Consider the following 18954-nt stretch of genomic DNA (forward strand, 5'->3'; position numbering starts at 1 on the left):
ACCTGATGGAGGTTCTATCATGACGACCCGACGGATTACCGCTGAAGACCTGCTGGCATTGAGATGGATCAACGGTGTGGCGCTCTCACCCGACGGCCGCGCAGTTGCTTACTCGCAGGAGATCGTCGCGGCACGCAACGGCGCAGAGGGTGGTCCATCGCACGAATACCACGCGCACCTGTGGTTGGTCGAGACCGGAGGCGCGGTGCCGCGCCAGTTCACCTCCGGCGAGCAACGCGACCGCCAGCCAGCCTGGGCGCCGGATGGGGGACGGCTGCTTTTCACCTCCGATCGGGGACCCGCACCCAAGGCCGGCGCGACGCGGCCGAAGCACCTGTGGGTGATCCCGCTGTGCGGGGGTGAGGCCGTCCGAATCACGCAGGAAGAGCACGGCCCCTCCGAGGCCGTCTGGTCCCCTGACGGCACGCAGATCGCGTTCACCGGTAAGCCGCCGGTGAAGGATAAGCCCACCGGCGATGTCAATGTGATCACGCGCATGAAGCACAAGGCCGATGGCGAGGGCTTCTGGGACAACCGGTACAAGCACATCTTTGTCGTGCCCTCGGGTGGCGAGCCGGCCAGGCAGGTGACCGACGGCGATTTCGACCACCGCGAACCCGCGTGGAGCCCCGATGGGACACGGCTGGCGTTCGTTGCCAACCGGTCCGAGGACGCCGACTACACCAACATCGCCGACGTCTGGACGATCTCGCTCTCCACCGGCGAGGCGCAGAGACTGACCCGCGGTGTTGGGCCTGTTCTCATGCCGGCCTGGTCGCCCGACGGCACGATGATCGCGTACCTGGGGCATGAGAACGCGTGCATGGGTGCCTCGAACACGATGCTTTGGGTAGTGGCCGCCGACGGCAGCGGCGACCCCCGCTGCCTGACCCGTCACTTCGATCGTACGCTGGCCCACCACATCATCACCGACATGCGGGCGCACCCCCACGCAGGGCAGCCGGTTTGGTCGCCCGACGGCCGGTTCATCTTCGTTATGGTGGCAGAAGGCGGGACCACGCAATTAGCCTCGGTCGAGGTCGCCACAGGCGTCGTCGGATTGATGACCACGGGGCGCCGAGAGATCTACGGCGAGTCCTACGATGCGGCCTGCCGGCGCGTCGCGCTGGCCATCTCCGACCCGGCCGCACCCGGGGACATCTGGGTGGCAGAAGTGGAAGGCCTGGACGAAGGGCGGCCGGAGATTCCCGCATCCGGAGAACGGCGTCTGACCGAAGCCAACAAGGGGTTGCTCGACCAGGCGGAGCTCAGCCGGCCCGAACGGTTCGCGTACCGCGGCGCCGACGACTGGACGATCGAGGGGTGGGTGTTTCCGCCGGCAGGACTGGAGCCCGGAGGTCGGTATCCGGCGATCCTGACCATCCACGGCGGACCGCACGGCGCCTACGGGGAAGCGTTCTTCCACGAGTTCCAGATGCTGGCCTCGCTCGGGTACGCGGTGATCCTAACCAATCCGCGCGGCAGCCAGGGCTACGGCCAGGTCTTCACCGCTGCGACAAAGCATGATTGGGGTGGGGAGGACTACGCCGACATCATGGCCGGGCTCGACGCCGCGCTGGCGCGGTTCCCCTATATAGATCCCGACCGCCTCGGAGTGGAGGGCGGCTCCTACGGCGGTTACATGACCAACTGGGTCATAGGTCACACCGACCGGTTCAAGGCGGCGGTGACGATGCGGTCCATCTCCAATTGCCTGAGCCAGTGGGGGATGAGCGACCTGGCGTACTTCAAGGGCTACTGGGAGTTCCCTGGCGAACCCTGGGACAGTCCCCTGTTCTATTGGGAGCGGTCCCCGCTGGCCTACGTGAAGAACATCACCACCCCGCTGCTGATCCTGCACAGCGAGAACGACCTGCGCTGTCCTATCGGAGAGGGTGAGCAGCTCTTCGCGGCGCTCAAGAAGCTGGGTCGCGAGGTTGTCTTCGCGCGCTTTCCCAACGAAAGCCACGACCTCTCGCGCAACGGTCAGCCGCAGCACCGGCTTGAGCGGTTGCGGCTGATCTCAGACTGGTTTACGAAGCATATCCCGGTGACGGCCGATGCCCAGGATCTACACCAGGACAGGTGACCGCGGGGAGACAGGCCTGATTGGCGGAGGCCGCGTGCCCAAGGACGACCTCCGGGTCGAGGCCTACGGCGCGCTCGACGAGGCCTGCAGCGCGCTGGGGCTGCTGGCGGCGCACATGGACGCCGGCCTGGCACCGGTGATCCAGGGGATCCAGCGCACCCTTTTCGAGATGGGATCCGAGTTGGCCACACCCGGCACCGGCCCTGTGCCCTGTGGAGGCGCAGGGCCTGCCCTCGCCCCCAGCGCCGTCCTGGTCCTTGAAGGCCTGATAGACGGCTGGGAAGCGGAGCTGCCGCCCCAGCACGCGTTCATTCTGCCCGGGGGGAGCGAGCCGGCGGCCATCTGCCACCTCGCACGCGCGCTGGTCCGCCGTGCGGAGCGGCGCGCGGTGACGCTGGCACGTTCGGCCGAGATCAACCCCGAGATCCTGCGATACCTCAACCGGCTTTCTGACTGCCTGTTCGTGCTGGCCCGGTTGCTCAATCACCGCCGCGGGGTGCCTGATCTGCCCTGGGAGGGCTAGGTAGGAGCGGTCATCCAGCCCGCGATCGCTTCCAGTAACCGGCCCACCTCCCCGACGTTTCGCACCCGGTAGCGGGCGGCGGTCGGCTGCGGATATGGGGCCACCCGGATGGTGATCCCAGTGTCCGCGAGCGCCACGAACGCGTCTTCGTCGGTGCTGTCGTCGCCGACATAGACGACCGTACATCGCGCCTCCCAGCCGCTACCCAGGGCGTGTTCGAGCAGCCAGCGCGCGGCTTTTCCTTTGTCCCAGTCCACCATCGGCAGTATCTCGAGGACCATCTTCCCTTCCCGTGCTACAAGGCGCCCCGGCGGAACCCGGCCCAGCTCCTCAAGCACGATCCGCCGCACTGTTTCGATATTCTTGCGGGGGACCAGGCGGAAGTGAACGCTGGCGGAGAGACCCTTGTTCTCCACAAGGGCGCCACGCACATCGCGCAGACGAAGAGAGAGGCGGTCGCAACATGCGGCGACGAGGCCCCGAGCCTCCACGGCATCATCGTGTGCCAGCGTCCACCCGGGCCCTGCGAGCTCCAGACCATGGTTGCCCGCGTACAGGATGTGCTCCAGGCCGATGCGCCGCCGGATATCTTCGAGGGCCCGTCCGCTGATGACCCCCACGAGGATCCGGGGGTTGTGGCTCAGGCGCTCCAGCAGGCCGCGAAGACTGGGGTCCAGGTGCACATCGTCGGGCCGGTCGGCGATCTCGGCTAGCGTGCCATCGAAGTCCAGCAGGACCGCCAGGTGATCGCGCCCCGCGAACCCGTAGCCCCTCATGGCCCGGACAGACGGAACCAGTAGAAGCTGTGGGGTCCGAGGGTGAGGAAGTACGGGAGATTGCCTATCGGCGGGAACGGCGTGTCGCCGAAGAGCTCGACCGGCGTCCGCCCGACGAAGCGCCGGAGGTCCAGCTCACATGGTTGAGCGTACCTCGAGAGGTTGACGACACACAGAATCGCCGTCTCGTGGTCCGTCCGCAGATAGGCGAGCACTTTAGGGTTGGCCAGCTCGAGGAACTCGATCGCGCCCCGCCCAAAGACAGGGGATCGCTGTCGGATACCGATCACCCGTTTCATCCAGTTCAGCAGCGAGGCCGGGTTGCGCTGCTGCGCCTCGACGTTGACCGCCTCGTAGTGGAACTCCGGATCGACGACCACCGGCAGATAGAGCTGCTGGCGGTTCGCCGACGAGAACCCGGCGTTGCGGTCTGAGTTCCACTGCATGGGCGTGCGCACGCCCGAGCGGTCACCCAGGTAGAAGTTGTCCCCCATGCCGATCTCATCGCCGTAGTAGATGCTTGGGGTGCCGGGCAGCGATAGGAGCAGGCTGTTTAGCACCTCGATCCTCCGGCGGCTGTTGTTGAGCAGCGGGGCCAGCCGGCGGCGGATGCCCAGATTCAGCCGCATGCGCGGCTCTCGAGCATACTCGGCCTGCATGTACGCGCGCTCCTCATCGGTGACCATCTCGAGGGTGAGCTCGTCGTGGTTGCGGAGGAAGATGACCCACTGGCAGGGGGGAGGGGCCTGTGGAGTCTGGATGACGGCGTCCACGATCGGCTGCCTGTACTCGCGCCGGATTGCCGTGAACATCCTGGGCATCAGCGAGAAGTGAAAGGCAGCGTGGAACTCGTCGCCTTCCCCGAAGTACGCGCAGAGATCCTCAGGCCGCTGGTTGGCTTCGGCCAGGAGCATCCTGTCACCGTATCGCTCGTCCACGAAGCGCCGGATCCGCTGGACGAAGGCGTGCGTCTCCGGGAGGTTCTCGCAGGAGGTCCCCTCGCGCTCGAACAGATATGGAACGGCATCGAGCCGAAGCCCATCCACGCCGCGGTCCAGCCAGAACCCGGCCACGCCCAGGATCGCTTCTTGCACGGCGGGATTGGCGTAGTTCAGGTCGGGCTGGTGGCTGAAGAACCGGTGCCAGTAGTAGGCGCCTGCCGCGGGGTCCCATGTCCAGTTGGAGGCCTCGGTGTCCAAGAAGATGACCCGGGCCTGCTGGTAGCGGTTGTGGGTGGCGCTCCAGACGTACCAGTCACGGTAGGGCGACTCGGGCGATCGCCGGGAGTCGCGGAACCACGGGTGCTGGTCTGAGGTGTGGTTGAGCACCATCTCGGTGATGACCCGCATGCCCCGGCGGTGGGCCTCGTTCAGGAACTCCTGGAAGTCGTCCAGCGTGCCGTAGTCGGGATGGACGGCGCAGTAGTCGGAGATGTCGTATCCGTCGTCCTTGAGCGGGGAAGGGTAAAACGGCATCAGCCACAGGCAGTCGACGCCGAGTTCCTGGATGTAGTCCAGTTTCTCCAGGAGGCCGCGGAAGTCCCCGGTGCCGCTGCCGTCGGAGTCGCGGAACGCCCGCACGTACAACTGATATATGATGGCATCCTTGTACCAGTCGCTCATAGTGGTCCTCCGGGCCGATCCACCTCGCGATGTCTGAAGCACCGCACCACATGGTCGTTCACCTGGCCCGCCGCCTGCATGAAAGCGTAGCAGATCGTCGAGCCCGCGAACTTGAAGCCACGCGAGCGCAGGTCGCGGCTCATCGCGTCGGACTCCTTGCTCATCGCCGGGATCTGCGCGACCGAGCGGAACCGGTGCACGATCGTGCGGCCGCCGACGAACTGCCAGATGTAGCGGTCGAACGAACCGAACTCGGCCTGGGTTTCCAGAAACCGCCGTGCGTTGTGGACCGTGGCCTCGACCTTCTGGCGGTTGCGAACTATCCCTGGGTCTGCGAGCAGACGCCGGAGGTCGCGCGCGGTGTACCGGGCGATCCGCGCCGGGTCGAAGCCGTGCAGCGCGCGGCGGAACTGCTCGCGCTTCTCGAGGATGATCGCCCAGCTCAGCCCGGCCTGGAACGCGTCGAGCACCAGGAACTCGAACAGCTTGCGGTCGTCGTGCACCGGCACGCCCCACTCGGTGTCGTGGTAGGCGACCATCAGCGGATTGGCGTTCGCCCACGCGCACCGCATCATCGGTCTGCCGCCACCCACGCCTCCTCCACGGTCGCGCAGATGGCGTGGCCTATGGCGATGTGCGCTTCTTGGATCAGCGCCGTCTGTTCCGAGGGTGCCTGGATCGCCACATCGACCAGCGCCGCAAGCGTGCCGCCGTCCCTGCCAGTGAGCGCTATCACGCGAGCTCCGGCACGCCGGGCGGCCTCGGCCCCCCGGACCACACTGGCCGATCCGCCGCTGGTGGAGAGCGCGATCGCCACGTCACCCTCGCGGACCAGCGCCTCGACCTGGCGGGCAAATACCTGGTCGTAGCCGAAGTCGTTGGCGATGGAGGTCAGCACCGAGGTATCCGTCGTGAGGGCGACCGCGGGGATCGGGGTCCTGGGGCACGCGAACTTCCCGACGAACTCGGCCGCCAGGTGCTGGGCGTCGGCGGCCGACCCGCCGTTTCCGAAAAGGTAGATCCTACCGCCGCGTAAGACGGCCTCGATGACCAGGCACGCCGCCGCCGCTATCTTCTCCGTATGCGCGCGCAGGCACTCCTGCCTGACCGCGACTCCCGCCGCCAGGTGCGCCTGCACGCGCCGCAGGGCCGCGTCGCGCTGCTTGGACTGCGCCTCTCTGGTCATGACGATCACCTGTTCGCCGCGCTCCGTGGGGTTCCTGGCGGCCGCAGGGAAGGGGTTCTGCTGCCCGCGAGGAACCTCTCATGTGGCCCAATATCAAGGAGGACCTTTCCAATGCGACGATGGTTCGCGTTTCTGCTTATTGTCGCCCTGCTGCTGCCGGCATCCGCCGCGCGGGCGCAGGCACCGTCACTGACCGTGTACTCCAGCGTGGACGAGGAGAACGCGCGCAAGATCCTGGGTGCGTTCAGCCGGGCCACCGGTGTTGAGGCGCGGATAACCTTCCTTTCCACCGGTCCGGCGCTGGCGCGGCTGGAGGCCGAGCGCGGCAATCCCCAGGCGGACGTCTGGTTCGGCGCGCCGAGCGAGAACCACGTGGACGCCAAGATCCGCGGGCTCACGCAGCCCTATGCCTCACCAGGCGCTGCGGCGCTCGACGCCCGGTTCCGCGACCCTGAGAACTACTGGGTGAGTTTCTACATGAACCCGCTGGGGTTCGGTCTGAACACCAAGGTGCTGGAGGACCGGAAGATCAAGCGGCCGGTATCCTGGCAGGACCTGCTCAGCCCCCAGCTCCGAGGGCTGATCCAGATGCCGAGCCCGCAGACCTCGGGAACCGCCTACAACATGGTGGTTGCGCTGGTGCAGATCATGGGTGAGGACAAGACGTTTGCCTACATGAGGCAGCTTCACCCCAACATCCAGACCTACACCACCAGCGGCACCGCGCCCTCGCGCGCGGTGGCGTTCGGCGAGGTCGCCATCGGCATCCAGTTCACACCCGCGCTCTACCAGCTCTACTTCCGCGGCTACCCTCTGCTTACGGTCTTCCCCAAGGAGGGCGTGGGCTTTGAGGCGCCGGCGATCTCGATCATCAAGGGGACGCGGCGCGAGGCCGAGGCCCGGCGGCTTGTGGACTGGATGATCTCGCCCGAGGGGCAGAACAGTTTGGCCGAGCACGAGACCTTCTTCTTCCCGGTGAGCGAGAAGGCAAAGCGCCAGCCCGGTCTTCCGGCGCTGCGCCTGGTCCCGCTCATCAAGTACGACGTGGACTTCGCGGGCAAGAACCGCCTGCGCCTTGTCAACCGTTGGATCAACGAGGTGCTGGGCGGCCGCTAGGGCATGAGCAGCGCTGGAGTTACCGGCGCGGGTCTTCCCCAGGGCAGGGGAGGCCTGCGCCGGCTGCTCGCCGATCCGGTCATACTATTGGCGGCCGCGCTGATCCAGGTCGCACTGCTGATCTTCATCATATGGCCGCTCGTCCGCGTCCTGGTGGTAAGTCTCACACCGGGCGGCGTGCTGTCACTCGACGCGTACCGCGACCAGTTGCGGTCGTGGTACGTGCAGCGGGCCGTGGTCAACAGCCTGATGGTAGGCGGGCTGACCGCCGCCGTCAGCGTGGCGCTCGGGTTCGCCTACGCCTACACGCTGGTCCGCACGGCCGTCCCGCTCAAGCGGCTCTTCCACCTGCTGGCAATTCTGCCGATCGTCTCGCCCCCTTTCGTCTCGTCAATTGCCATCATCCTGCTCTTCGGCCGGGGCGGGATCGTGACCTCGGGTCTGCTGGGGCTGCGCGACTTCAACATCTACGGCTTCAAGGGGCTGCTGCTGGCGCAGGTGATGACCTTTGCGCCGGTGGCCTACCTGGTGCTCCGCGGCGTACTGGAGGGGATTGATCCCACCCTGGAGGACGCCGCGCTCAACCTGGGTGCGCGGCGGTGGACGGTCTTCCGCCGGGTGCTCCTGCCGCTGGCGGTCCCCGGGGTCACCAGCGCGTTCCTGGTAGTGTTCATCGAGTCGCTGGCCGACTTCGGGAACCCTCTGCTGCTGGCCGGAAGCGCGTTTCCGGTGCTGTCGGTGCAGGCCTACCTGCAGATCACCGGCATGTTCAACCTGCAGGCAGGCGCCGCGCTGTCGGTGCTGCTGCTGGCGCCTTCGGTCACCGCGTTCGTCCTCTACCGCCTCATCGTGGGCAGCCGGCGGTATGTGACGGTCACGGGCAAACCGGGCCGATCGTCGCTCAAGGCCACCAGCCCGGCGGCCACCTGGCTGCTCTTCGGTGTCACCGCGGCCACCGCCGGGGTGGTGGTCATGTTCTACGCGGTAATCGTGGTTGGCGCGCTTGCGCGGACCTGGGGCGTGGACAACACGCCGTCGCTGGAGGCGATCCTGTACGTGCTTAACGTGGGACGGGAGACGATCAGGGACACGCTGGCCATAGCGGTCACCGCGACCCCGATATCCGGCCTGCTGGGCATGACCATAGCGTTCCTGGTCGTGCGCCGGAAGTTCCCCGGACGCGGATGGCTCGAGCTGACGTCGCTGCTCAACTTCGCGCTGCCGGGCACCGTGGTCGGCATCGGCTACATCCTGGCGTTCAACCAGCGGCCGCTGCTGTTGACCGGCACCATGGCGATCCTGGTGGCCTGCTTCGTCTTCCGTTACGTGCCCGTGGGGATCCAGGCGGGCATCGCCGTCCTCCGGCAGATAGACCCCTCGATCGAGGAGGCGGCGCAAGACCTGGGGGCGTCCAGCGTGGTGACCTTCAGGCGCGTTACGCTGCCGCTGGTGCGGCCGGCATTCTTCTCGGCCCTGGTCTTTGCGTTCGTGCGCGCGATGACCGCGATCAGCGCCGCCGTCTTCCTGGTCTCGGCGAACTGGAACTTGATGACCGTTCAGATTCTCAGCGAGGTGGGGTCGGGCCGGTACAACGCCGCCGCCGCCTACAGCCTGGTGTTGCTGGCGATTGTGATGGTAGCCATCGGGATTATTGGGCTGATGCTCCGCCGCGGGTATAGCCCGGTGCAGGGGAGGTTTCTCTGATGTCGGCGCATGAAACCCCACCGCCCGCAGGCGACATATCCCTGCGCGTGGATCGCGTCACAAAAGTGTTCGCCGATCCCACCGGCGCACCGGTGACCGCGGTGGACGACGTGTCGCTTGCGGTCCACGCCGGCGAGTTCGTCTCGCTGCTGGGACCGAGCGGTTGCGGTAAGACTACCCTGCTCCGCATCATCGCCGGGTTCGAGACACCCACCGCGGGCGAGATAGAGCTGGCGGGACAGCGGGTGACGCACCTGCCCCCGGATAGGCGCGGGACCGCCATGGTCTTCCAATCCTACGCGCTCTTTCCCCACCTGGACGTCTTCGAGAACGTTGCGTTTGGACTGCGCGTGCGCGGGATTGGCGAGGCGGAGACGCGAGAACGCGTTGCCGACGCGCTGGTGCTGGTGGGCCTCGAGGGCCTGGGAAGGCGCTCGCCCGACCAGCTCAGCGGGGGGCAGCAGCAGCGGGTCGCGGTGGCGCGCGCGGTGGTCACCCGGCCCCGGGTACTCCTGTTGGACGAGCCCCTGTCCAACCTCGACGCGAAGCTGCGTGAGCAGATGCGCGTCGAGCTGCGGCGAATCCAGCGCGAGGTCGGAATCACGGCGATCTACGTCACCCACGATCAGGTCGAGGCGATGACCCTGGCCGACCGTATCGTAGTGCTGGACCGCGGCCGCATGCAGCAGTTGGCCCCGCCCGCCGAACTCTACGCGCGGCCGGCCAACCCGTTCGTGGCCGAGTTCGTCGGGAAGGTCAACCTGCTGGAGGGTCGGGTGGTCGAGACGCGTGACGGACAATGCCGCGTGGCCCTGGATGGGATTGAAGCGCTCGTGCCGATCCCACCGGCCACATCGGCCCCGCCGGTCGGCGCGCGCGTCGGCGTCGTGGTCCGCCCTGAAACGGTGCACCTGGCGCCTGAGGGGACGTTGCGCGGCGCCGTGCGCCGCGCGGTCTACCTGGGTTCGCAGGTGGAGTACGAGGTGGAGGTTGGAGGTACGCTGCTACAGGCCATCGGCCGAAGCCCTCTAGAGGAAGGTATCTTCCGCGAAGGCCAAGATGTGGGCGTGACCATCGGGTTCGGGGTCGCCCACCTGCTGGTGCTGAACGGCGAGGCCTAGAGGCCCCGAACAATCACGGCACTGTTCTCGGCCTTGAGCCTTGCCAGTAACTCGTGGAACCCGTCCATCTGCCCCAGCAGATTGATCGTCCCCCCGGCGTGGGCCAGCCTTATCGTCGGGCTGAACGGCCCTGCTGTTATGGAGGTTATGGCTTTCGGCTCCACCACCGTCCGCTTCAGCATCGCGCGGAAAACAATGGGTTCCCCGGACCGGTAAGTGATCTCGAACGGGGTCGAAAGGTAGATGTACCAGGCCGACAGCAAGGCCAAGATCCAGGTCGCGGCGAATACCGCCACTACGAGACGGAACGCGTAGAGCCCGGGCAGCTGGGCCATAACCACCGGTCCGACGACTACCGTTGTGAAGACCAACAACAAGAAGTAGAGAATGAGCGTGCCCCTGGCTGTTCGGTACGTGGTCACAGGCCGTCACCTCCTTGGGATGACACCGGGTCATTCCAGCCCGGCGCGCCGTCTCCCTGCTCCGGCCCGGATGCTCAGTCCAAGATCCCACGATGGAGGCACCGATGAACAGACGCCCGATCGAGATTGACGATCTTCTGAAGATCCGATTCCCCCACAACGCCGCGCTCTCGCCCGACGGGGGACGCGTGGTGTTCGCGCTGGCGCGGCTCGACCACGATGCCAACGAGTTTCGCGCTCACCTCTGGATGGTGCCGGCTTCCGGCGGAGAGCCGCGGCCGTTCACGGCCGATGAGGCGCGGGATACGAGTCCTGCCTGGTCTCCGGACGGCAGGTGGATCGCGTTCCTGTCCAACCGGGGCGGCAGGCGCCGCGGACACAAGCGCGCGGCGATGCAGCTCTGGGTCATCCCTTCTGATGGTGGGGAGGCCCGCCAGTTGATCTTCTTCAAGTCCGGCGTGAGCCAGCCGACCTGGTCGCCCGACGGGCGCACCCTGGCCTTCGTATCACGGGGAGCTTCCGGCGAGATCGAGACCGGAGAGGCCGACGACGAGTTGATCGTACGGGAGGTCACCCGCCCCAAGTACAAGTTCGATGCGATGGGGTTTCTTGAAGGGTACGCGCACGTCTGGACCGTTCCTGCCGAGGGCGGCGATCCGGTTCGGATCACCGAGGGTGACTACGACCACGACTCGCCGGCCTGGCTGCCGGGAGGCCGTGAGATAGCCTTCGTGGCCAACCGGACTCCGGAAGCGGACCTATCGTTCGTGCGCGACGTTTGGGCCGCCGATGTCCAGACGCGCGCGCTGCGACAGTTGACGCACAACTCCGGTCCATGCGTCTCGCCGGTGCCCTCACCCGACGGCCGCTACGTGGCCTTCGTCGGGCACGACTTCCACGCCAAGAGCGCGACGAACTTCGGGGTATGGATCGTTCCTGTTGAAGGAGGAGAGGCGGTCAACCTCACCGCCGGCCTCGACCGTTCAGTGGGGAATGCCGTGGGCAGCGACGTGCGTCTCACGCCCATGTTTCCGACCCCGGCCTGGACGCAGGACGGCAGCGCGATCATCTTCTTCTTCACCTCCATCGGCCGCACACACCTGTACCGCGTGGAGGTCGCCGACCGCGCGGTCCGCCAACTTACCGACGGCGACGAGGTGGTAGCAGACCTCACGGCGGCAGCGGGCCAGGTGGTCTACCAGCGCATAGGCCCTGCGTCGCTGGACGAACTGTGGCTGCTTCCGGCATCAGGCGAGCCGCGCCGGCTCGCCGGTTTCAACGACGAGCTGCTGGCCGGCCTCGACCTGGGCGAGCCACGGCATTTCTCGTATGCCGGGGCCGACGGCTGGCCGATGGAGGGGTGGCTGCTCGCCCCGCCGGGGTTCGATCCCGGGGGAGAGTACCCGGCGATTCTGCGCATACACGGCGGCCCGCACGCGGCCTACGGGTATGCGTTCAATCACTACGTGGCACTGCTGGCGGCGCGCGGGTATGTCGTGGTGTGGACGAACCCGCGCGGCAGCCAGGGCTACGGCGAGGCGTTCACGCGGGCGGTGGTGACCGATTGGGGCGGCAAGGACAGCGAGGACATCCTGCGTGGGATAGACCACGCGATCACCCTGGGGTTCATTGACGCCGGCCGCGTGGCCGTCACCGGTGGCTCGTACGGCGGCTTCATGACCAACTGGTTGATCGGGCACACGCACCGGTTCCGCTGCGCGGTCACCGAGGTGTGCGTAAGCAACCTGTTCAGCTTCTACGGGACCAGCGACATCGGCGCCACCTGGGGTGAGCTGGAGTGGGGCGCCACGCCCTGGGACGATCCCGGCAAGCTCCTGCGGGAGTCCCCGCTGATGTACGCGAAGAACGTCACCACCCCGGTCCTGATCATCGCCAACGAGGCGGATCACCGGTGCCCGGTCGAGCAGTCGGAGCAGTTCTACACGGCGCTGCGCAAGATGGGCAAGGAGGCGGCGTTTCTTCGGTTCCTTGGAGAGAGCCACCAGATGAGCTCCAACGGCAGGCCCAAGCCGCGGATCGAACGCCTCAAACGACTGCTGGCTTGGTTCGACAAGTACCTCGCGCAGGAGCCGCGCTGACCCAGTGGGAAAACCGGCAGGCAGGAGGAGTTACGGGCGCTTGGGTCGTAATGTTGCAGTATTGGTCACCACTGGTAGTAACCAGTCTGGGGTGACGACGGGTGGGGCGACGATGAGTGGGGCGACGATGAGTGGGGCGACGATGAAGCTGAAGCGCCATCACGCCGTCCCCCTGCACCGGCAGCTCGGTGCCGCCCTCGTCCGCGCCATCCGTTCGGGGGAGATCCCCCCGGGCGAGCGCATCCCATCCGAACGGGAGATCTGCGAGACCTACGGGGTCAGCCGCACAACGGTCCGGCAGACCATCCACGACCTGGTGGCCTCAGGACTCCTGATGCGCGTGCCGGCCAAGGGGACCTTCGTGGCGCGGCCCAAGATAGACCAGGACCTCTCACGCGTGGTGCGGTTCTCAGAGGCCGTCTCCGCTGCCGGATACAGACCCACGGCAAGGCTGCTCGGCATTCGCACCGCGCAGGCGCATGCCGAGATCGCAAAGGCTCTGGGGCTGTCCCTGGGTGAGACGGTGGTCGTCGTGGACATGGTGAGCATGGCCGACGGTGCGCCCCTGGCGTTCTACCGGATTCATCTGCCGCCTGAGACAGGCGAGCCCACCGCGCGTGCCCTGCTGGCCGCCGAGGCCGAGGGCCGCGTGACCTTCGGGCTGATACTGGAGCACGTGCGTCGCGTTGCCGGGCTGGAGCCGGCTCAGGTGGTGCAGACCTACGAAGCCGCGCCTGCATCGGACGAGGTCGCCCGCATACTGCAGATCAGTGAGGGCGCGGCCGTAGTGGCCAGTGACCGGACCGTGCTGACCGCGTCGGGGAAGCCGATTACGCACGACAACGCGTACTACCGCGGCGATCGCTATCGGTTCACCATCCGCCGCGCGTATTCGATCTGAGGAGGGAGGCACCATGACAAGGTACCTGCATCTGCTCACCGCAGTGGCGTTGCTTGCCATAGCCGCCGGCCTGCTTGCACCGGCCGGCGCTCAGGACCGAGTGCTCGCCTTCGCCCTCGACACCGAGGCGTTCCGTCGGCCCGAAGCCGAGGCGATTGCCGACAACCTCCGCACGCTGGGCGCCCAGGTAGAGGTTCGTGTCTGGGAGCGCACCAGCATGATCGCCCGCATGCAGGCAGGCGAGCGCCTGGCCTACATGACCGACTGGGGGAGCGCGTTCTTCGAGCCATTCGACCTGGCCGAGCCCAAGTTGACCACCGGCGGCCGCGGAAACTACTCCTTCTACTCCAACAAAGAGGTGGACGACCTGCTAGTGGTCGGGTCCACCGGCGCCGACAACACCGCCCGCCGCGACGCCTACTTCAAAGTCCAGGACATAATCTTCCGGGAGGCCCCCTGGATCTTCGCGTACTTCCGCCAGGATATCCACGGCGCCAGCAGCCTGGTTGAGAACTGGGAAGCCTCGATGGACAGCCGCATCAACCTGCACGACGTGCGCCTGAGCCGCGGTGGGGTCATCGTGGTTGGGATGAACACTAACGCGATCGCGACATTCGACCCCGCGATGTTTCGCGATCGGAAGACCGAGACGGTGCTGCGCAACATATTCGACGGCCTGGTTACTCGGACGACCAAGGACCAAGTGGTACTCGAGCTGGCCTCGGCCATGCGGCAGCCGTCACCGACCACCTATGAGTTCACGATCCGCTCGGGCGTGACGTTCCACAACGGCGATCCGCTGACCGCCGAGGACGTCCTCTTCACCTTCGAGCGCATACTCAAGGACGGCGCGATCGCCGGCGCCAGCAGTCCCCGCCGCGCGCTGCTGGGCCCGCTCGACCGCGTCGAGCGCGTTGGCGAGAACGTGGTGCGCTTCACCCTCGCCCGCCCGTTCCCGGCATTCTTGCAGGCGCTGGTGCACTTCCAGATCGTGCCCAAGCGCTACATTCAGACCGTCGGCGACCGCGCGTTCGCCGAGCGGCCGGTGGGCGCCGGACCGTTCAAGTACCTGGCCGGCCGCGTGGACGGCCAGATCGTGCTGGAGCGCCATGAGAAGTACCACGGCGGCTCGCCTGCCCTGCCGCCGCTCGGCCCGGCGCCGCTGCGGGGCGTGGTCTTCCGGATGATGCCCGAGCCCGCGACCCGTGTGGCCGCGCTGAAGGCCGGGGAGGTACACATCATCGAGGACCTGCCCGTGGACCTGATAACCGAGATTGAGCGTGACCCCCGCACCGAGGTCAAGGCCACCCAGGGGACGCGCGTTTCGGGCGTCGAGCTGAACAACGCTAAGCCTCCGTTCAACGACCTGAAGGTACGCCAGGCGCTCAACCACGCGGTCAACTGGGACCTGATCCTCAAGGCCATATACAGGGGCTATGGCACTCGGCTGGCCACCGCGTTCCTGCCCAGCGGGTTCGGCTACAACCCGGGCCTGCGGCCGTACACATACGATCTGACGCGGGCTCGCGCGCTGCTGCGCGAGGCGGGTTACACGGTGCGGTAGCCAAGTGCGCACGCTCGTTCTGGCGCGCCGCATCCTGAACACGATCCCGATCATGCTGGGGGTGGCGGTGATCGTGTTCGTCGTGATGCGGATGCTGCCGGGCGATCCCGTGGACATCATGCTTGGACAGACGGGGGCGGTCTCACAGCAGGACCTCGACCGCCTCCGTCGGGATTTCAACCTTGATCAGCCGCTGGCCCAGCAACTGGTGAGGTTCGTGGCCGACGCGGCCCGCGGCGATTTCGGTACCTCGTTCGCCCGGCGTCGCCCGGTGTTCGGAATGCTGGTCGAGGCGCTACCGGCCACGATAGAGCTGGCTCTGGCCGCCACGGCCGTCGCCCTGCTGGTGGCCGTGCCGATTGGAGTGCTCTCCGCCGTCTACCAGCGGTCGTGGCTGGACCGGCTGGCAATGGGAGGGGCCTTCCTGGGCATCTCGATGCCGGCGTTCTGGCTGGGCATCGTGGCGATTATCGTGTTTGCGGTCAGGCTCGGTTGGTTTCCGACCTCGGGCCGGGTGGGCCACGAGGTCCTCCTGATGCCCGTGACAGGGTTCTTCCTGATAGACAGTGTGCTCACGCGCAATTGGGCCGCCCTGAGCGACGTCATGAGACACCTCGCCCTTCCCTCCGTCGTCCTGGGCGCCAGCATGATGGCGATCGTCGCCCGGGTGACGCGATCCAGCATGGTCGAGGTGATGCGTGAGCAGTACGTTACGACGGCGCGCTCCAAAGGCCTGGCCAACCGAGTGGTTATCTGGCGACACGCGCTGCGCAACGCCCTTATTCCAACCGTGACCGTTGTTGGGCTGCAGGTAGGGGTGTTGCTCGGCGGCAACATGATCGTCGAGACGGTCTTCGGATGGCCGGGGATGGGCCGCATGGTCGTGGACGCGATCTTCAGCCGCGACTACCCGGTGGTGCAGGGCGCAGTCATGCTCTACGCGTTCACGTTCGTGCTGGCCAACCTGGCGGTGGACCTGTGCTATATCTACCTAGACCCGCGCATCTCGCTGTAGCGCCACAGGGGTGAGGGTATGGCGGTAGTTGCCAGAGTGGGTTCCCCTCCAAGGCCCAGCCGCCGCGGCATCGCGCTCACCCTGCTGCGATTGGCGCGCCATCCTTCGGCAGTTGCCGGGGCGGTGGTCATGGTCGCCATTGCGCTCCTGGCGGTGTTCGCACCGCAGGTCGCACCGTTCGACCCTGGCGCCTCGCGGCTGGAGAACCGACTGGCCCCTCCATCCTGGATGCCGGGCGGCTCGCCCGCCCACTGGCTGGGCACCGACGGCCTGGGCCGGGACGTGTGGTCGCGGATCATCTACGGCGGCCGGATCTCGCTGCTCGTCGGCATGACGGCCACGGTGATGTCGCTGATTCCCGGCTTGGTGCTGGGCCTGGCCGCCGGGTTCTTCCGGGGGCCGACGGATGGTATCGTCTCGCGGTTCGCTGAGTTGCTGATGGCCTTCCCGCACCTGATCTTCGCCATCGGCGTCATGGCGGCGCTGGGACCGGGATTCTGGAATCTCGTGATGGCGCTGGCCTTCAAGGGATGGGTGGAGTTCTACAGGGTGGCGCGCGGTGACGCCCTCAGCCAGGGCAACCGCGAGTACGTAGATGCCGCCCGCGCGCTGGGAGCTTCCAGCACCCGGATCCTAGGCCGGCACATTTTCCCCAACATGATACACACCAGCGTAGTGCTCGGCACGCTGCGCATGGGGCACTTCATCGTGTTGGAGGCGTCGCTGTCGTTCCTGGGCATGGGGCTGCCGCCGCGTCTGCCGGCCTGGGGTTCGATGGTGGCGGACGGCCGTGACGTCATGATGACCGCCTGGTGGGTTTCCACCTTTCCTGGGCTGGCGATAGTCGCGCTGGTGCTGGCGGTGAACCTCATTGGAGAGGGGCTGCGGGACGTGCTGGACCCGCGGCTGGGGATGGAGTAAGGCGATGGGCCTGCCGCTCATCGGGATTCCGATGCCCGCGGCGTTTGAGCCCAACGACCGCAGACCTGCGGGCGACGAACTGTACGCCGCGGCACTCTCTCGTGCCGGGGGCTTTCCCGCGCTCCTGCCTGTGGATGGAGATCGGGCCACGGCCAGGGACCTCATCGGGAAGTTGGACGGGCTGCTGTTTGCGGGGGGCCGATCCCTCCCCGCGGGTTTCTTCACTGAGCAACTCCGGCCGTCGCTCGAGCAGACGGATCCCGAGCGTTACCGGTTTGAGCGCGCCCTGGTCCTGGCCGCCGTTGAGCACGGCGTGCCGATGCTGGGCATCTGTCGGGGCATGCAGACGATCAACGAAGCCCTGGGAGGTACGCTCGTGCGCAACCTGGCGCTGGATTGGCCGGGCGCGCTTGTGCACCATAAGGCGGATTCGGAAGGACATCCGGCTCACCAGATCCGGATCGCCCCACGCTCGCACCTCGCGGCCGTGGTTGGCGAAGACCGAGCTCAGGTCAACTCGCGCCACCGGCAGGCAGTCGAGACGCCCGGCACCGGGCTCGTTGCCGTGGCCTGGGCCGACGACGGGGTGATCGAAGCCGTGGAAGCGCCCGGCGACGATCCGTTCATCGTGGGGGTGCAGTTTCACCCTGAAGCCCTGATCCAGCACGATGACCGCTGGTTGGGCCTGTTCGCAATGCTCGTGACCGCCGCAATCCGGCGTAAGAGATAAGAGGGGAACCCCCGGAACGTCATCCAGCCCGATCGCCATCCCCCGCCGCTTGCGCGCCTAGGTAAGGTGTGGTTTACTCCTATGTAGATACCCATCTACATAGGGGTGGGCTGACTTGAAGGTCATTGACCTGACCGCGCCTCACCAAGAACTGCGGGTCCGCATAGATCCCTCCCCCGCCTATGACTTCCTGGCATGCCTCTACCTGCTGGAGCGCAGCGAGGAGGGCCGGGGATTCGAGGTCTCGTCCGACTGGGTCGAGCGCGCGCGCCGCGCCCTGGGGGCCGACCTACGGGCCGACCTCGCCTTGTTCTTTCCTAGATTTGGGCCGACGCTCGGCCTGGTGGGTGTGCTCGAGCACACCCCCGGGCTGTCGGTGCGCGCTTTCATCAAGCGAATCCAGTCCACCCCGGCGGAAGCCCTGCTGGAGTTGATGCTGGCCGGGGCGCTGCCCGATCGTCAGGAACTGCCACTCCTACGCGCGGCGATCTGCGGATCACAGGACGCGGTCGAGGCGTTTCTAGCGGCCACCCACTCGGAGGCCGACGTGGACTCGCTGCGCCGTCTGGTGGTGCTCTCGCCATCCGAGGCGAAGTCCCGGCTGGTCCGGATGCTGCGCGAGGGCTACACCAGGGTCTACGCCCACGAGGAGGAGCGGGTCGTACCCCTGCTTGAGCAGTCCGCGGCCGCGCTCGCGCGCCGGGCAAAGGTTTCCAGCGGCACCGAGCTGGTGGAACAGGCAACCGGCGGCTTCATCCTGGAGCCCGGCGCCTCGTTCGCCGGAGTGGTGCTGGCACCCACGTACTTCTTCCGTCCTTACAACCTGCTCACCGCCTACCAGGGCATCCGCGTCTTCATATACCCGATCGAGTCCTCGACCGCAGAGGGCGTGCCGCCTGAGCTGCTGCGGCTCTACAAAGCTCTGGGCGACGAGACGCGCCTCCGAATCCTGCGGCTGCTGGCCGGCCGCGACATGTACCTACAAGAACTGGCCAAGGCGCTGGGCGTGTCGCACGTGACCGCCCTGCACCACATGGCTATGCTGCGCGCGGCCCATCTGGTACAGGTGGTCGAGCGCGACAACCTTAAGTACTATCGGTTCCGGGCCGATCGCGTGCGGGAGGCGATGGCCCAGTGGCTCGAGTTCGTCCAGAAGTAGGGGGTG

Annotated in this window: 17 protein-coding genes; 12 read left to right on the plus strand and 5 right to left on the minus strand. The window is 66.8% G+C overall.

Translation table 11 applies throughout. The features are described from left to right. Positions 1–19 precede the first annotated feature (19 nt). Both RDU83_02060 and RDU83_02065 read left to right on the plus strand, forming a co-directional pair. A complete protein-coding gene (locus RDU83_02060) occupies positions 20–2089 on the plus strand; it encodes a S9 family peptidase (protein ID MDQ7839795.1) in 2070 nt (689 codons plus the stop codon). After that, positions 2061–2612, plus strand: coding sequence for a cob(I)yrinic acid a,c-diamide adenosyltransferase (locus tag RDU83_02065; protein ID MDQ7839796.1), 552 nt, complete (start codon positions 2061–2063; stop codon positions 2610–2612). The genes RDU83_02060 and RDU83_02065 overlap by 29 nt, the downstream gene beginning before the upstream one ends. Here the strand turns inward: RDU83_02065 and otsB are convergent. Genes otsB through RDU83_02085 form a run of 4 tightly spaced genes read right to left on the minus strand, consistent with a single transcriptional unit; the run spans position 2609 to position 6196 of the window. Continuing rightward, positions 2609–3388, minus strand: a complete 780-nt coding sequence (gene otsB / locus RDU83_02070) for a trehalose-phosphatase (protein MDQ7839797.1) — start codon at positions 3386–3388, stop codon at positions 2609–2611. The genes RDU83_02065 and otsB overlap by 4 nt on opposite strands. After that, entirely contained in the window at positions 3385–5010 is a 1626-nt protein-coding gene (gene treS / locus RDU83_02075) for a maltose alpha-D-glucosyltransferase (protein ID MDQ7839798.1), read from the minus strand. Before treS ends, otsB begins: the two co-directional genes overlap by 4 nt. Next, on the minus strand, positions 5007–5585 hold the full coding sequence (locus RDU83_02080; protein ID MDQ7839799.1) for a DNA-3-methyladenine glycosylase I: 579 nt from the start codon (positions 5583–5585) through the stop codon (positions 5007–5009). The genes treS and RDU83_02080 overlap by 4 nt, the downstream gene beginning before the upstream one ends. Then, positions 5582–6196, minus strand: coding sequence for an SIS domain-containing protein (locus RDU83_02085; GenBank protein ID MDQ7839800.1), 615 nt, complete (start codon positions 6194–6196; stop codon positions 5582–5584). Before RDU83_02085 ends, RDU83_02080 begins: the two co-directional genes overlap by 4 nt. Before the next feature lie 111 nt (positions 6197–6307). Here RDU83_02085 and RDU83_02090 point away from each other — a divergent pair, with 111 nt between their 5' ends. From RDU83_02090 to RDU83_02100, 3 genes are read left to right on the plus strand one after another with little or no spacing between them, the layout of a single operon-like run. Next, positions 6308–7312, plus strand: a complete 1005-nt coding sequence (locus RDU83_02090; GenBank protein ID MDQ7839801.1) for an ABC transporter substrate-binding protein — start codon at positions 6308–6310, stop codon at positions 7310–7312. A gap of 3 nt (positions 7313–7315) precedes the next feature. Further along, the gene (locus RDU83_02095; protein MDQ7839802.1) at positions 7316–9016 is read left to right on the plus strand and encodes an iron ABC transporter permease; all 1701 of its coding nucleotides are present in this window, start codon (positions 7316–7318) and stop codon (positions 9014–9016) included. After that, positions 9016–10137 carry an ABC transporter ATP-binding protein gene (locus tag RDU83_02100; GenBank protein ID MDQ7839803.1) on the plus strand — a complete coding sequence of 374 codons (1122 nt, stop codon included), beginning with the start codon at positions 9016–9018 and terminating at the stop codon, positions 10135–10137. Before RDU83_02095 ends, RDU83_02100 begins: the two co-directional genes overlap by 1 nt. Here the strand turns inward: RDU83_02100 and RDU83_02105 are convergent. After that, positions 10134–10559: a hypothetical protein gene (locus tag RDU83_02105; GenBank protein MDQ7839804.1), complete on the minus strand. Its 426-nt coding sequence runs from the start codon at positions 10557–10559 to the stop codon at positions 10134–10136. The genes RDU83_02100 and RDU83_02105 overlap by 4 nt on opposite strands. Before the next feature lie 104 nt (positions 10560–10663). Between RDU83_02105 and RDU83_02110 the strand changes: the two genes are divergently transcribed. From RDU83_02110 to RDU83_02140, 7 genes are all read left to right on the plus strand, one after another. Next, entirely contained in the window at positions 10664–12658 is a 1995-nt protein-coding gene (locus RDU83_02110; protein MDQ7839805.1) for a S9 family peptidase, read from the plus strand. Positions 12659–12770: 112 nt separating this feature from the next. After that, positions 12771–13559 (plus strand): GntR family transcriptional regulator, encoded by a 789-nt coding sequence (locus tag RDU83_02115; protein ID MDQ7839806.1) that lies wholly within the window; start codon positions 12771–12773, stop codon positions 13557–13559. Positions 13560–13572: 13 nt separating this feature from the next. After that, entirely contained in the window at positions 13573–15123 is a 1551-nt protein-coding gene (locus RDU83_02120) for an ABC transporter substrate-binding protein (GenBank protein MDQ7839807.1), read from the plus strand. Between the two features lie 4 nt (positions 15124–15127). Next, a complete protein-coding gene (locus tag RDU83_02125; protein ID MDQ7839808.1) occupies positions 15128–16138 on the plus strand; it encodes an ABC transporter permease in 1011 nt (336 codons plus the stop codon). Positions 16139–16174: 36 nt separating this feature from the next. Further along, the gene (locus RDU83_02130) at positions 16175–17059 is read left to right on the plus strand and encodes an ABC transporter permease (protein ID MDQ7839809.1); all 885 of its coding nucleotides are present in this window, start codon (positions 16175–16177) and stop codon (positions 17057–17059) included. A gap of 4 nt (positions 17060–17063) precedes the next feature. After that, on the plus strand, positions 17064–17789 hold the full coding sequence (locus RDU83_02135) for a gamma-glutamyl-gamma-aminobutyrate hydrolase family protein (protein MDQ7839810.1): 726 nt from the start codon (positions 17064–17066) through the stop codon (positions 17787–17789). Positions 17790–17904: 115 nt separating this feature from the next. After that, positions 17905–18948 (plus strand): metalloregulator ArsR/SmtB family transcription factor, encoded by a 1044-nt coding sequence (locus tag RDU83_02140; GenBank protein ID MDQ7839811.1) that lies wholly within the window; start codon positions 17905–17907, stop codon positions 18946–18948. Positions 18949–18954: the final 6 nt, after the last annotated feature.

The sequence above is a fragment of the bacterium genome, from assembly GCA_031082185.1.
Taxonomy (GTDB): Bacteria; Sysuimicrobiota; Sysuimicrobiia; order Sysuimicrobiales; family Humicultoraceae; genus VGFA01.

Bases quoted from the DNA above. Each gene is read 5' to 3' on its own strand.
- RDU83_02095 (MDQ7839802.1), top strand. From the start codon at position 7,316: ATGAGCAGCGCTGGAGTTACCGGCGCGGGTCTTCCCCAGGGCAGGGGA.
- RDU83_02060 (MDQ7839795.1), top strand. From the start codon at position 20: ATGACGACCCGACGGATTACCGCTGAAGACCTGCTGGCATTGAGATGG.
- treS (MDQ7839798.1), bottom strand. From the start codon at position 5,010: ATGAGCGACTGGTACAAGGATGCCATCATATATCAGTTGTACGTGCGG.
- RDU83_02115 (MDQ7839806.1), top strand. From the start codon at position 12,771: ATGAGTGGGGCGACGATGAGTGGGGCGACGATGAAGCTGAAGCGCCAT.
- RDU83_02110 (MDQ7839805.1), top strand. From the start codon at position 10,664: ATGAACAGACGCCCGATCGAGATTGACGATCTTCTGAAGATCCGATTC.
- RDU83_02065 (MDQ7839796.1), top strand. From the start codon at position 2,061: ATGCCCAGGATCTACACCAGGACAGGTGACCGCGGGGAGACAGGCCTG.
- RDU83_02090 (MDQ7839801.1), top strand. From the start codon at position 6,308: ATGCGACGATGGTTCGCGTTTCTGCTTATTGTCGCCCTGCTGCTGCCG.
- RDU83_02085 (MDQ7839800.1), bottom strand. From the start codon at position 6,196: ATGACCAGAGAGGCGCAGTCCAAGCAGCGCGACGCGGCCCTGCGGCGC.
- RDU83_02120 (MDQ7839807.1), top strand. From the start codon at position 13,573: ATGACAAGGTACCTGCATCTGCTCACCGCAGTGGCGTTGCTTGCCATA.
- RDU83_02080 (MDQ7839799.1), bottom strand. From the start codon at position 5,585: ATGATGCGGTGCGCGTGGGCGAACGCCAATCCGCTGATGGTCGCCTAC.
- otsB (MDQ7839797.1), bottom strand. From the start codon at position 3,388: ATGAGGGGCTACGGGTTCGCGGGGCGCGATCACCTGGCGGTCCTGCTG.
- RDU83_02135 (MDQ7839810.1), top strand. From the start codon at position 17,064: ATGGGCCTGCCGCTCATCGGGATTCCGATGCCCGCGGCGTTTGAGCCC.
- RDU83_02100 (MDQ7839803.1), top strand. From the start codon at position 9,016: ATGTCGGCGCATGAAACCCCACCGCCCGCAGGCGACATATCCCTGCGC.